This is a genomic window from Nonomuraea endophytica, assembly GCF_014203235.1.
Lineage (GTDB): Bacteria > Actinomycetota > Actinomycetes > Streptosporangiales > Streptosporangiaceae > Nonomuraea > Nonomuraea endophytica.
Window position 1 is genome coordinate 57018 of record NZ_JACHIN010000012.1, and the last position, 12769, is coordinate 69786.

A 12769-nucleotide genomic window follows, 5' to 3' on the forward strand; every position below is an offset into this window, starting at 1 on the left:
CGAGGGTCTTGGCGAAACGCGTGAAGGGGAGATTAGAAGTCGGCGGCGTGGTCGGCGGCCCACTGGGCGTACGTGCGGGGCTTGTGGCCGGTGATCCGCTCCACGGTGTCGTTGACCTCGGCCGGATGGCCGACGGTGGCCGCCATCAGGGCGAACAGCGCGCTCAGGAAGGCGGGATCCATGAAGGCGCTCATCTGCTCCAGCACGGGCCGCGGGTCGAGGTCCTCGGTGGTGAGCGGGCGGCCGAGCGCCTGGCCGAGGATGCGGACCTGGTCGGCCTGGGTGAGCGACTCGGGGCCGGTCAGGGTGTAGGTCCGTCCGACGTGGCCGTCTCCGGTCAGCGTCGCGACCGCCACGTCCGCGACGTCCCGCTCGTGGATGGCGCTGAAGGCGGCGTCGATGTACGGCGCGCGGATCACGTCACCGCCGGCCAGTTGCATCGCGAACGTCAGCGAGTTGATCGCCGGGAACAGCAGCCGCAGCACCGTCCATTCGAGTCCGGACTCGTGCACGGCCCGCTCCACGTCGGCGTGGTACCGGGCGATCACATCCGGCTGCACGCCGGCACCGTCCACGACCGCGCCCGACGACAGGAAGACGACCCGCGCGACACCGGCCTGCCGGGCGGCGGCCAGAAGCGGCGCCGGGTCCATGCCGTACTGCAGGACCAGCAGGATCGCGGTGACGTCCCGGAGGGCGACGGGGAGGGTCTCCGGTTTGGTCAGGTCGGCCTGGGCCGGCTCGACACCCTGCGGCAGACCGGCCCGCTCGGGGTCGCGGGTCAGCGCCCGGACGGGATGGCCGGAAGCGTGCAACGCCTCGACGGCCTGACGGCCGAAGTGGGCAGTGGCACCGGTAACCAGATACATGAGAGTTCCCCTTCAAGAGATGACCGACAGAAATGTCTGTTCCAGGGCCCCTGATCAGCGTCTTCTGGCCAGGGTGACGCCGTCGCGGACGGGCAGCATGACCACGTCCAGTCGCTGGTCGCGGGCGAGGGCATCGTTCACGCGCCGCATCGCCTGGTGGTCGTCGCCCTGGAAGGCCGGGTCGAGCACCCTGCCGCCCAGGAACACGTTGTCAAGGACGAGCAGGCCGCCGGGCACGAGCCGCGGCACGATCTCCTCGTAGTAGCCGGGGTAGTTGCCCTTGTCCGCGTCGATGAAGGCGAAGTCGAAGGCCGGCTCAGCGGGCAGCGCCCGGAGCGTGTCGAGTGCCGGGCCGATCCTGAGGTCGATGCGGTCATCGACATTCGCGCGCTGCCAGTACGGCCTGGCGATGGCGGTCCATTCGGTGCTCACGTCGCAGGCGAGCAGGTAGCCGTCGGCCGGCAGCGCGCTGGCGATGCACAATGACGAATACCCGGTGAACACGCCGACCTCGATGGCCCGCCGGGCGCCCGACAGCCGGACCAGCATCTCCAGCAGCGTCCCCTCGTCGGCCGCGATCTGCATTCCGGCGGCGCGCCCTGTCGCCTCTCGCGTCGTTTCGGCCAGCTCGGTCAGCAACTGGCCGGCCGGGGTGCAGTGCGCGCGCAGGTAGTCCTCGGCGGCCGGAGTGACGATCTCGAGAGCGTCGCCGGAGACCGGGTCGCTCCAGTCGACGCGGAGCTCCTCCTGGGCGGCGAAGCGCAGCAGGTGGCGGGTGATGACGTCCTGTATGCCGGTCAGCGAGTCGAGGTCCGCGGCGGCGGCGATCAGGACGAGTTCCTGCGGGGAGGAGAGCAGGGAGCAGGTGCCGGAGCGGAAGGTGATCGTTCCTCTGCCGGTGCCGGTGTGCTCCGCGGCGGCCTTGTGGCCCAGGTGCGAGATCAGCTGTTTGACGTAGCGATCGGGGCGATCGGTTACGACATGTGCCGTTGACAGGGGCATGCGAGTCCAAGTATCTAGATTCTTCGACGCTTTCGACGCCGGGCAGTCTGTCAACGGCGTGGGTGATTTGTCAAAAGCATCGAAGATCCTAGACACTTACCTCATGACCGATGAGCAGCTCCTGCCACTGCGCTCATCCGCGCAGTACAAAGCGCTCGGACATCCCCTGCGCCACCGCATCGTGAACCTGCTACGCCAGCGCCCGGCCACCTTGGGCGAGCTGACCACGGCACTCGGCTCCACCAAGGGAACGGTCGGCTACCACGTGCGCATCCTCCGCGAAGCCGGGCTCGTCCGCCTCGCGAGCACCCGGCACGTACGCGGCGGCACCGAACAGCGCTTCGAGCTGATCAGCAGGGGATTCCGGCTGGATGAGGAGACCGGGGCCAGGTTCCTGCACGATGCGGCACTGGCGGAGATGTCGCCCGTCGGTCCCGGCGACCCCGGCCATACTGTGCTGTACCACCTTTGGCTCACCCCCGAAGAGGCCCGCGCCCTGGCCGAACGGCTCGAAACGTTCGACCACGGCCATCACGAGGACGCCGAGCCCGGAGCCGAGGCCTACGGAGTGCTCCTCAGCCTCTACCGGGCCGACATCCCCCGCCTGCCTCCCGAAGATCACATGAGCTAGCGCGGCCGGCACCCTGCACCACCTGGCTTTTCGCCCGAGGCCTTGGGGTGGCGGACCGGCCGGATCGTCAGGCGGCGGGCGCCTCCTGGAGGGCACGTACCTCGACCCTGCTTCGCAGCGCCCGCGAGGCCTGCTTGGTCCATTCGATCGCGACGTCGTCGTTCTCCGCCTCGATGATCCAGAAGCCGCCGAGATACTCCTCGGCCTTGACGAAGGGGCCCGAGGTGAGGACCGGGCTGTCGCCGGAGTAGTCCACCGTGGTCGCGGTCGACGGCGGCTGCAGGCCTCCGGCGGTCACGAACGCGCCCGCCTCCTGAAGGGCGGTGTTGAACGCGCCGACCTCGGCCATCATCCGCTCCAGCTCCGCGGGGTCCATGCCCTCCATCGTCGGCTCCTCGGCGGAGTCGTGGGGGAGGCTCAGAAAGTACTGCGTCATGGTCGTCTCCTTGTCGTCGCGGCCGGTGGCCGCTGTCTGAACGCTGGAAACGCTAGGCGGGGGCTCTCCGGTGACGCATCGGTCATCGTGACCGGTGTCCGGCAAGCCGATGACTGACGTTACTTGCCGGTGCCGCGAGTCTCGGTGCGACAGGGCGCGCTGTTGCCCGAGGAAGTGACCCCGGATCGGACTCGGGGTCTCCAGCGGGCTAGACGAGGTCAGTCAGCTCGGCGCGACCGGTGACGCCGAGTTTCGGATACGCCTTGTAGAGGTGGTGGCCGACGGTCCGCGGGCTGAGGAACAGCTGTGCGGCGATCTCCTTGTTCGTGTGACCGGTGGCGGCCAGCCGTACAACCTGGAGTTCCTGCGGGGTCAGCAGGGTGAGCGGGCCGCTGCGCTGAGGCTCGTCGCCGCGTTCGCCGAACGCGGCGAGCTCGCCGCGCGCCCGCTCGGCCCAGAGCGGCGCGCCGAGGCGCTCGAACGCGGACACCGCCGCCGCGAGATGGGCGCGGGCCTCGGTACGGCGGCGCCGGCGGCGCAGCCACTCGCCATAGACCAGCTGGGTACGGGCGTGCTCGTAGGGGCCGCCGTGCCCCTCGTGGAGCCGCAGTGCCCCGGCGTAAAGCGCCTCGGCGTCGCCGTCGTCGGCCAGCAAGGCCCGGCAGCGTCGTTCGAGCCCGGTGGCGACCGGGCGGTCGACGTGCTCCGCCCAGTGGCGGAACGCCGCCAGTGGTCCGTGGGCGCGATCCGGCATGCCGCCGCGCACGGCCGCTTCCACCAGATCCGGCACCGCCCGGACCAGGAGGTCTCGGCTCGCGGGTCCCCGGGCCACTTGCTCAAGCCGGTCGCACGCTTCCCCGAACCGCCGGGCGGAAAGGTCGAGCATGCCCAGACCCCAGGCCGCGATCTCGGCGTTGACCCGGTGCCGGGCCAGCGCTCGCGGGAGCACCTCCTCGGAAAGGGCCCGGCAGCGTGCCTCGTCACCCGCTACGGCGTGCAGCCACACCTCCACCGACCGGTGTGCCAGGCTCTCGGTCGTGTTCCCGAGTTCGTCGCTCACGGATGCGCCTTCCGCCACGCACGCGCGGGCGTCCGCGAACTCGCCGCGCAGCAGCCGCGCCACCGCGAGCACGTTCAGGGTGTACGGGACCCACCCCAGCGCCCCGTTGGCCCGCACCTCGGCCAGCATGTCCTCGATCCCGGCGACGACCCTGTCGTCGTCGGCGATCATGAGCCCGCCGAACCCGGCCGTGATCTGATGCGTCAGGTCGTTCCCGGCGCCGCGGGTGGCGGTGTGGAGCGCGCGCATCGGGCCGACGGCCAGCTCCGGGCGTCCGGCGAAGAGCTCCGCCCACCCGAGAAGGGCGGCGACCACGGGTGCCCAGTGCTCCGGCGGGGTGAACCCGCGCATCAGATCCGCCGCACGCCGCAGGAGGTCGTGCGCCGCTCCGTGCCGGGCGGCGTGCGCGGCCTCGTAGAGGGTGAGCGCGGCGCGCTCCGGATCGCTGTCGCGCACCAGCGCGGCGGCCTCGAGCGTCAGCTCCGCATCGGCCCGCGGCGAGGTGCGTTCGTACTCCACGGCGCCACGGGTGTAGATGGCCGCGGCCCGGATGCCGGGGTCGGTGGTGAGCGAGAGCGCTTCGGCCGCGAGCCGGGCGGCGCGGTCGGCCTTGCCGGCGTCGAACGCGGCCTGGCTGGCCCTGGCGATACGCCGGGCCTTCAGCTCCCGGTCGGCACTGAGCCGACCGGCGCGGTCGTAGGCAGCGGACACCGCCATCGCGCCGCCTCGATGCCAGGCCCGCTCCGCCGCGTCTTCCAGCTCGGCGGCCACGGCCTCGTCGGGAGTGATGGTGGCGGCAGCGAGGTGCCAGGCCCGGCGGTCGGCATCGGCGTCCGCGCGCATCGCCTCGGCGTACGCGCGATGAACCTCGATCCGCCGGTGCAGCGTCGCGTCCTGATAGGCGGCAGCACGTACCAAGGGATGGCGGAACGTGATCCGGCTGCCGATCCAGACCAGCCGGTCGCGTTCGGCGGGCGCCAGGTCGCCGGTGGCGCCACCGAGGGATTCGATCACGTGCAGGATCGTCGCGAGAGGCGCCGCCAGGTCGGCCGCCGCCACCAGAAGCGCGCGCTGGGTGGGCTCGGGAAGCCCCACGATCTGGTGGCGGAACGCCTCCTGTACGCGGCGGGTCACTGGCAGCGGGCCGACCTGCTCGGCCGGATCGGACTCGTCCGCCGCGGCCCGCGACGCCCCGAGCTCGATGATCGCCAGGGGATTGCCGCCGGACTCCGCGAGGACCCGGGTCCGCACCGGTTCGATGAGTTCCGGCACGTGCTCGTCGAGCAGCCGGGCGGCGTCGGGCGCGGCGAGGCCGGGCAGATCCACCACCTCGACGCCCGCGATGTGGAACGGCATCGACGTCTCGCGCAACGCGAACAGCACCGCGACCGGATCGGCCACGAAGCGGCGGGCCGCGAACAGCAGTGCCTCCACCGAACCCTGGTCGAGCCATTGCAGGTCATCGATCACGCACAGCAGCGGGGCCTTCTCGGCCAGATCGGCGAGCAACGACAGGGCGCCGGCGGAGATCAGGAACCGGTTGGCTTCGTCCCCCTCTGACAGGCCGAAGGCACAACGCAGTGCCCTGGCCTGGGGAGCGGGGAGGGCGTCCAACCGATCCAGGTGGGGAAACAACAGGTGGTGCAGGCCGCCGTAGGCCAGCTCGGAGTCGGACTCGACCCCCGCTCCGCGGACCACGCGCATGCCGCCCTCTTCGGCGATCGACACAGCATGATCGAGAAGAACCGATTTCCCGATGCCCGCCGCGCCCCGCAGCCCCAGGACGCCGCTGCGTTCGTCGCGCGCGTTCGCCAGCAGGCGTTGAATCCGCGCTTGCTCAACCTCCCTGCCCACCAGTGGCATGTGTTGCTCCTATGTCACGCCGCTGCCGGGCGTGCGGTCGGGTGAACGGCCCTGTCAGCCACGGCCGTGACGGCTTTCGGCCGGCCATGGACGCCGGGTAGGGGCAAGCATGTCAGTCTCCGGTGGTTGGTGCCGCGGCGGTGCGCCAGGTGCGGGGGGTGGTTCCGTAGGCGCCTCGGAATCTGCGGGTGAAGTGGGCTGGGCTGGTGAATCCCCAGGCGCGGGCGATGGCGTCGATGGTGCGGTGGGCGTGTTCGGGGGCGGTCAGGTCACGGCGGGCGCCTTCGAGGCGGCGGCGGATGATCCACTGTTCGAGGCTGAGGCCGCCGTCCTCCCACAATCGGTAGAGGGAACGCAGGGAGATGTTGTGGACGGCGGCGATCCGGGCCGGGGTGAGGTCCGGGTCGGTCAGGTGAGCCCGGATGTAGGCCAGGACCCGCACCAGAAGCGTCTCGTCGGCGATCGCGCGCCGGGTGCGGTCCTCGGTGATGACGGAGGCGATGAGAGCACGGACGAGGGCGAGGGTCGCCTGCCCGATGTCGTCGGCTCCCGCGTCGGATTCCAGCCGGTCGGCGTCACGCCGTAGGCCGTGGATGTGGGTGAGCAGCAGCGGGGTGATGGGGCTGCGAGCGATGCGCGGCACGGCGGTGTGGATCATGCTGTCGGGCAGCGCGATCTGCTCCGCGTCGATCATGAGAGCGATGTTCGAGCCGACGCCGGACCAGGTCCGTTCCCAGTAGCCGGCCGACTTGGTGGCGACGACCAGGTCGCTGGCGGTGAGGACCTGCTGGTGATCGTTCCAGACGAACTGACCGGGGCCGGCGACCTGGGCCAGGACCGAGACGGTGTTCCTGGAGTCCATCCGCAGGTGGCGTGAGGTCTGCCAGTACCGCATCCCGGTGCCGGAATTGAGGTACATGGCGACGGGCCCGAACCGCCAGCCCTCCAGCCGCTTGCTGAACAGACCGTCCGGGCCGGGTTCGTGTTCCACCCCACAGCTGCCGGTCTCGCCGAGCACCGTCGCCTCGAAGACCTCGATCCGGTCCTCCGGCCGAATGTCGGCGGTGTCCAGGAGCAGCACTGTTTTCCTCCCGGTGGGGGGTATGAGCGGGGATGAATTATCCCTCCGTGCCGGATTCTCGCTGATCATCCGGCGCTGTGGCCAGCCATGGCGCCGCCGGGGCGACGGTCAAGGTCATGGCGGTCCATGCGGTTGATCAGACTGGCGCGCACAGCAAAGACCGTGGCACGCACGGGCAAGACCGGATGGCCCGGCTCCGGTGACGATCTGTCCGCGAGCAACCGACAGGAGACGCACACATGCCTTTCGCGACCACCACCGACGGAACCGAGATCTTCTACAAGGACTGGGGCACCGGGCAGCCCGTCGTGTTCAGCCACGGCTGGCCACTCAACGCCGACGCCTGGGACCCGCAGGCCCACGCCGTCGCCACCGCCGGCTACCGGGCGATCGCTCACGACCGGCGCGGCCACGGGCGCTCGTCCCAGCCGTGGAACGGCAACGACATGGACACCTACGCCGACGACCTCGCCACCCTGATCGAGACCCTGGATCTGCGGGAGGTCGTCCTGGTCGGCCACTCGACCGGCGGCGGCGAGGTCACCCGCTACATCGGCCGCCACGGCACCTCCCGGGTGGCCAAGGTGGTGCTGCTGGGCGCGGTGCCACCGCTGATGCTCAAGACCGAGGACAACCCGCAGGGCCTGCCGATCGAGACCTTCGACGCCATCCGCGCCGGAGTGGCGGCCGACCGGTCGCAGTTCTACTACGACCTGTCCTTCCCCTTCTACGGGTTCGACCGGGAAGGCGCCCAGATCTCCGAGGGTGTCTCCCGTGCCTTCTGGGCCCAGTCCATGCAGGTCGGCATCAAGGGGGCGTTGGACTGCATCCGTGCCTTCTCCGAGTCCGACTTCCACGAGGACCTCAAGAAGATCGACGTGCCCACCTTCATCGCCCACGGTGACGACGACCAGATCGTCCCGATCGTCGCCGCCGCCCTGGAGTCCGCGAAGATCGTCAAGGATGCGCGGCTCAAGGTCTACCCCGGCGCGCCGCATGGGCTGGTGGGCGCGTTCGAGCAGGAGTTCACCGCCGACCTGCTCGCCTTCCTGGCCTCCTGACCCGCACAAGGAATCCCCATGCGTATCCCGTCTCTCCGGCGCGTCCTGACCGTCGTGGTCGGCGCCGCCCTCCTGGTCTGCGGGTCCGCCGCCGCCCAGGCTTCGGCGGCCGGCCGTACACCGAAACCGACTGTGGTGCTTGTGCACGGCGCGTTCGCCGACGCGTCCGGCTTCAACGACACCATCGCCCTGCTCCAGGCCGCCGGGTTCCCGACCATCGCGCCCGCCAACCCGCTGCGGGACGCGGCGGGTGACGCCGCCTACATCTCCAGCGTCCTGGACACCATCACCGGCCCGGTCATCCTGGTCGGCCACTCCTACGGCGGTGTCGTCATCACCAACGCCGCCCGCGGCCACACCAACGTCAAGGCCCTCGTCTATCTGGGCGCCTTCGCTCCCGACCAGGGCGAGAGCGCGCTTCAGCTCGCCACGAGCGTGCCCGGCAGCCTGCTCGGCGAGGCGCTCGTCAAGCGTCCATACCCGCTGCCGGACGGCACGATCCCGCCTGACGGCAGCGGCCCGATCGACGGCTACATCGACCCCGCCAAGTTCCGGCAGGTGTTCGCCGCCGACCTGCCCGAGCACAAGACCCGGCTGATGGCCGCCACCCAGCGTCCGGGCAGCGTCGCCGGGCTCGCCGGGCCCAGCGGCGCCCCGGCCTGGAAGACCATTCCCTCCTGGTATCTCATCCCGACGCAGGACAAGGTCATCCCCCCGGCCGTCCAGCGTACGATGGCCGAGCGGGCCGGCAGCCAGGTCCGGGAGATCCGCTCCTCCCACGTGGTCATGATGTCCCACCCCGCCGCCGCGACCGCCACGGTCCTCGCCGCCTACGCCGCAACCCGCTGAGGAGCCCCGATGTCCGCGACCAAACCTGACACGATCGTCCTCATCCACGGCTTCTGGGTCACCCCCCGCAGCTGGGAGCACTGGGTCGAGCACTACAAGGCCAAGGGTTTCCGCGTCCTGGCTCCCGCCTACCCCGGCTTCGACGTCGAGGTCGAGGCCCTCAACGCCGACACCACCCCGATCGAACGACTCGAGGTCCCCGCGATCATCTCCTCGCTGGAGGAACTGATCCAGGGCCTGGACACCGAACCGATCCTCATCGGCCACTCCGCCGGCGGCGTGTTCACCCAGATCCTGCTCGACCACGGCTACGGTGCCTGCGGAGTCGCGATCAACTCCGCCCCCACCGAAGGCGTCAAGATCATTCCGCTGTCGCAGGTACGCGCCTCGTTCCCGATGCTGCGCAACCCCGCCAACCGCCACAAGGCAGTCGGGCTCACCTACGACCAGTGGCACTACACCTTCACCAACACCTTCCCCGAAGACCAGGCCAGGGCGACCTACGAGCGCTACCACATCCCCGCCTCCGGCCACGTCTTCTGGGGCAGCGCGCTGGCCAACATCCACCCCGGCCACGACGACACCTACGTCAACTACCGCAATCCCGACCGCAAGCCGCTGCTGTTCATCTCCGGCGAGAACGACCACCTCATGCCCCCGAAGGTGCAGATCTCCAACGCCAACCACTACAAGGCGCCCGGAACCATCACCGAGCAGGTCACCTTCCCCGGCCGCTCCCACCTGATGCCCGCCCAGAACGGCTGGGAAGAGGTCGCCGACCACGCCCTCACCTGGGCGCTCGACCACTCCTGACAACTCCGGCCCCGGCCGCGCGGGGCACGGCCGGGGCCTTCCCGGGCGGTGAGTCCTCAGCCCGCCCAAAACTGCAGGGTGAACAGATCCAGCCGGTAGATCTCGCGAGGGAACGTGGTCTCCCGATCGTTGTCCACGAACTTGGACAACACCCTGGCCGCCCAGATCGTCCGGATCCGGCCGAGGTTGAAGACGGTGTAGAAGCCTGAATCGCCCTGGTTGTCGCCGACCGCGCAGAGTCGGCCCGATTCGAGATAGACCGGCCCGCTCCACGGCTCCGCCCAGGAAGGATCGGGTGACGGCGGCCTGCCGTTCCACAGCTCGCCGGTTTTCTTGGCCTTTTCACAGGCGACTAATGCGGGGTCGCCGGGATGTGGTCAGGCGTTCAAGGAGAGCGACACCGTTGAATAGGCCTGTCGGCGCGGCATCAACCGATCGGTTGATGCCGGAATCCACCATCCCGAACTCCGGCCGGACGATCCGCCACCCGCCGCCCCACGCGATTCTCAAGGCATGCCAACACACCAGGAGCCCGCCCTCCGCACCATCGGACTCCGCAAAGCCTTCGGCGACCACGTGGCCGTCGACGACATCGACCTCACCGTCCCCGCCGGGTCCTTCTACGGCCTGGTCGGCCCCAACGGCGCAGGCAAGACCACCACCCTGGCCATGGCCGTCGGCCTGCTCCGCCCCGACGCCGGCAGCGCCGAGATCTTCGGCGTCGACGTCTGGCGCGACACCGTCCGGGCCAAGGGACTGATCGGCGTGCTGCCCGACGGCAACGCCATGCCGGAGCGGCTCACCGGCCGCGAGGTCCTGACCTATCTCGGCCTGCTGCGCGGCCTGCCGCCCGCCGTCGTCGCCGAGCGCACCGAGGAACTCCTCCAGATCCTCGAGCTCGACGCGGCGGAGCGGACCCTGGTCATCGAGTACTCCACCGGCATGCGCAAGAAGATCGGCCTGGCCGTCGCCCTCCTGCACGCGCCCCGCCTGCTCGTCCTGGACGAGCCCTTCGAGGCCGTAGACCCCGTCTCGGCGGCCACGATCAAGACCATCCTGCGCAGGTTCGCCGACAGCGGCGGCTCCGTGATCATCTCAAGCCACGTGATGGCCCTGGTCGAGCAGCTCTGCGACCACGTGGGCGTCATCTCCGACGGCCGCGTCGTGGCCGCCGGGCCGCTGGACGACGTACGCGGCGCCGTCACCCTGGAGGACGCCTTCGTCGAACTCGTCGGCGCCCGCACCGGAGGAACGGAGGGGCTGGCATGGCTCACGGCCTGACCCTCGGCCCGGCTGCCCTGGCGCAGCACATGATCCGCATGCGGCTGGCCCTCATGCGCAACTCCCTGCGCGGCGACAGCGCCACCAACCTCTACACCGGAGTCTCGGCCGGGCTGATCCTGGCCTTCGCGACGATCGCCGTCGCCGTCCTGTGGCCCGCCTACCTGCCGCTCACCCTGGCCGTCTGGCTCTGCGGCTGGATCTTCGGCCCCATCTTCATCGGGGGCGGCAACGAGGCCCTGCGCCCCGAATACTTCTCCATGCTCCCCGCCACGCCGGGGCGGATCGCGGCGGCCCTGCTCGCCGGGGCCTTCGCGGGCCCCGCACCCGCCGTCAACCTCATCGCCCTGATGTCCCTTCCCGTGTACGGCTGGCGCTTCGGCCCGGCCGGAGTGCTCATCGGCCTGGCGGCAGCGGTGACCACGCTCATCACGATGGTGATGATCTCCCGCGTCATCGTGGCGCTCATCGGCCTGTTCGTGAGATCCCGCGCCACCGCGGCCGCCGTCGGCATCGTGACCGGCACCGCCATCGCCCTGTGCAGCAACGGCTGGGCGCCCGCCGTAGCTCTGGGCGGCGCCGACACCGCCGCCTGGTCCCAGATCCTGGTGCGCGTCCTGCCCTCCGGCTGGGGCGTGGCCGCCATCGAGGCCCCCTGGCCCCTCGCCCTCGCGATCCTCGTCGCCGGCGTCGGCGTGATCGCCCTCCTCCTGGCCGCGTGGGCCGCTCTGCTGTCACGCCGCGTCGTCTCGGCCGCACGCGGCGGCGTGCCGCCCCGCCGGGGTACGCCCCGCCCCTTCCCCAGCACCGGCGGCGCCCGCATCGCCGCCGCCAAGGAACTGCGCGCCTGGTGGCGTGACCTGGTCCGCATCCAGCTGCTCGCCACCGCCTTCTCCTACGCCGTCGTCACCCCCCTCCTGCTCCTCGCCCTCGACGTCTGGGTCATGGTGCCCTTCGCGGGACTCATCGCGACCGTGATGGCCGCCGCGTCCTCGGCCAACCTCTACGGCGCGGACGGCACCGCCCTCTGGCTCACCCTCATGACCCCCGGCGCGGAACGCGCCGACGTCCGCGGCCGCCAGCGGGCCTGGCTCCTCATCGTCGGCCCGGCCGCCGTCATCCTCTCCCTGGCCGGCACCCTCATCAGCGGCCTGACCTGGGCCTGGCCGTGGGTACTCGGCCTGCTCCCCGCCCTCCTCGGCGGCGGCGCCGGGGTCATCGTCCTGCTCGCCGTCACCTCGCTCGTCCCCGGCACCGACCCCCACAAGCGCGGCGGCAACCCGCTCAGCACCGGCGCCGACGAAACCGCCGAAACCAGCCTCGCCTGGCTCGTGCTCATCGCGGTCCCCGCCACCGCCCTGCCCGCGGCCGGCGCCATCCTCCTTCACCCGTGGGCCGGGATCGCCACCGGTGTGCTGACCGGTGCCCTCTGCGCCTGGGGGCTCGGCAGGATCGCGTACCGCAGACTCGAGAACCACGGGATCGATCTGCTCAACCTCATGAAGCACGGCCCGTCACCCCAGGCGGACAAACCCACCACCGCCGACCTGCCCATCCAGCACCGCATCGGCGTCACGATCAGCTACGTCATCGCCTGGCTTCCCCTGTTCCCCCAGGGCCTCGTGCCGCTGGTCATGAAGACCTTCGGCATCGGGGACCGCTCCTGGTTCCTCGCCCTGCATCTCCCGCCGATCTGGCAATGGCCCACCATCATCTTCATGATCGCCCTCGGGCTGCTCATGTACGGCTACGCCATCCTCATCCCCATGCGCCTAAACTCGCCCTCACCCACCACTACCAGGTGAAACCCAGTCATACCCCGA

Annotated in this window: 11 protein-coding genes; 6 read left to right on the forward strand and 5 right to left on the reverse strand. The window is 70.6% G+C overall.

From position 1 onward, the window contains the following. Positions 1-32: 32 nt before the first annotated feature. Positions 33-869, reverse strand: a complete 837-nt coding sequence (locus HNR40_RS36700) for an NAD(P)H-binding protein (protein WP_184969732.1) — start codon at positions 867-869, stop codon at positions 33-35. A 54-nt stretch (positions 870-923) separates the two neighbouring features. After that, complete coding sequence (locus HNR40_RS36705) at positions 924-1871, reverse strand: DUF2218 domain-containing protein (RefSeq protein ID WP_184969734.1); 948 nt, start codon at positions 1869-1871, stop codon at positions 924-926. A gap of 103 nt (positions 1872-1974) precedes the next feature. Here HNR40_RS36705 and HNR40_RS36710 point away from each other — a divergent pair, with 103 nt between their 5' ends. Next, the gene (locus HNR40_RS36710; RefSeq protein ID WP_184969736.1) at positions 1975-2502 is read left to right on the forward strand and encodes an ArsR/SmtB family transcription factor; all 528 of its coding nucleotides are present in this window, start codon (positions 1975-1977) and stop codon (positions 2500-2502) included. Between the two features lie 67 nt (positions 2503-2569). Here the strand turns inward: HNR40_RS36710 and HNR40_RS36715 are convergent, their stop codons facing one another. From HNR40_RS36715 to HNR40_RS36725, 3 genes are all read right to left on the reverse strand, one after another. Next, positions 2570-2938, reverse strand: a complete 369-nt coding sequence (locus tag HNR40_RS36715) for a YciI family protein (protein WP_184969738.1) — start codon at positions 2936-2938, stop codon at positions 2570-2572. Positions 2939-3146: 208 nt separating this feature from the next. Further along, positions 3147-5861 carry a helix-turn-helix transcriptional regulator gene (locus HNR40_RS36720; RefSeq protein WP_184969740.1) on the reverse strand — a complete coding sequence of 905 codons (2715 nt, stop codon included), beginning with the start codon at positions 5859-5861 and terminating at the stop codon, positions 3147-3149. Positions 5862-5973: 112 nt separating this feature from the next. Then, positions 5974-6942 carry a helix-turn-helix domain-containing protein gene (locus tag HNR40_RS36725; protein WP_184969742.1) on the reverse strand — a complete coding sequence of 323 codons (969 nt, stop codon included), beginning with the start codon at positions 6940-6942 and terminating at the stop codon, positions 5974-5976. 239 nt (positions 6943-7181) lie between these two features. Here HNR40_RS36725 and HNR40_RS36730 point away from each other — a divergent pair, with 239 nt between their 5' ends. The 5 genes from HNR40_RS36730 (at position 7182) to HNR40_RS36750 (ending at position 12751) form a co-directional block, all read left to right on the forward strand. Then, positions 7182-8003, forward strand: a complete 822-nt coding sequence (locus HNR40_RS36730) for an alpha/beta fold hydrolase (protein WP_184969744.1) — start codon at positions 7182-7184, stop codon at positions 8001-8003. Between the two features lie 18 nt (positions 8004-8021). Next, complete coding sequence (locus tag HNR40_RS36735) at positions 8022-8852, forward strand: alpha/beta fold hydrolase (RefSeq protein ID WP_184969746.1); 831 nt, start codon at positions 8022-8024, stop codon at positions 8850-8852. A gap of 9 nt (positions 8853-8861) precedes the next feature. Continuing rightward, a complete protein-coding gene (locus HNR40_RS36740) occupies positions 8862-9665 on the forward strand; it encodes an alpha/beta hydrolase (protein WP_184969748.1) in 804 nt (267 codons plus the stop codon). A 513-nt stretch (positions 9666-10178) separates the two neighbouring features. Beyond that, a complete protein-coding gene (locus tag HNR40_RS36745; protein WP_184969750.1) occupies positions 10179-10946 on the forward strand; it encodes an ABC transporter ATP-binding protein in 768 nt (255 codons plus the stop codon). After that, on the forward strand, positions 10931-12751 hold the full coding sequence (locus HNR40_RS36750) for a hypothetical protein (protein WP_184969752.1): 1821 nt from the start codon (positions 10931-10933) through the stop codon (positions 12749-12751). The genes HNR40_RS36745 and HNR40_RS36750 overlap by 16 nt, the downstream gene beginning before the upstream one ends. Positions 12752-12769: the final 18 nt, after the last annotated feature.

Bases quoted from the DNA above. Each gene is read 5' to 3' on its own strand.
- HNR40_RS36750 (WP_184969752.1), top strand. From the start codon at position 10,931: ATGGCTCACGGCCTGACCCTCGGCCCGGCTGCCCTGGCGCAGCACATG.
- HNR40_RS36720 (WP_184969740.1), bottom strand. From the start codon at position 5,861: ATGCCACTGGTGGGCAGGGAGGTTGAGCAAGCGCGGATTCAACGCCTG.
- HNR40_RS36735 (WP_184969746.1), top strand. From the start codon at position 8,022: ATGCGTATCCCGTCTCTCCGGCGCGTCCTGACCGTCGTGGTCGGCGCC.
- HNR40_RS36715 (WP_184969738.1), bottom strand. From the start codon at position 2,938: ATGACGCAGTACTTTCTGAGCCTCCCCCACGACTCCGCCGAGGAGCCG.
- HNR40_RS36730 (WP_184969744.1), top strand. From the start codon at position 7,182: ATGCCTTTCGCGACCACCACCGACGGAACCGAGATCTTCTACAAGGAC.
- HNR40_RS36705 (WP_184969734.1), bottom strand. From the start codon at position 1,871: ATGCCCCTGTCAACGGCACATGTCGTAACCGATCGCCCCGATCGCTAC.
- HNR40_RS36700 (WP_184969732.1), bottom strand. From the start codon at position 869: ATGTATCTGGTTACCGGTGCCACTGCCCACTTCGGCCGTCAGGCCGTC.
- HNR40_RS36740 (WP_184969748.1), top strand. From the start codon at position 8,862: ATGTCCGCGACCAAACCTGACACGATCGTCCTCATCCACGGCTTCTGG.
- HNR40_RS36745 (WP_184969750.1), top strand. From the start codon at position 10,179: ATGCCAACACACCAGGAGCCCGCCCTCCGCACCATCGGACTCCGCAAA.
- HNR40_RS36710 (WP_184969736.1), top strand. From the start codon at position 1,975: ATGACCGATGAGCAGCTCCTGCCACTGCGCTCATCCGCGCAGTACAAA.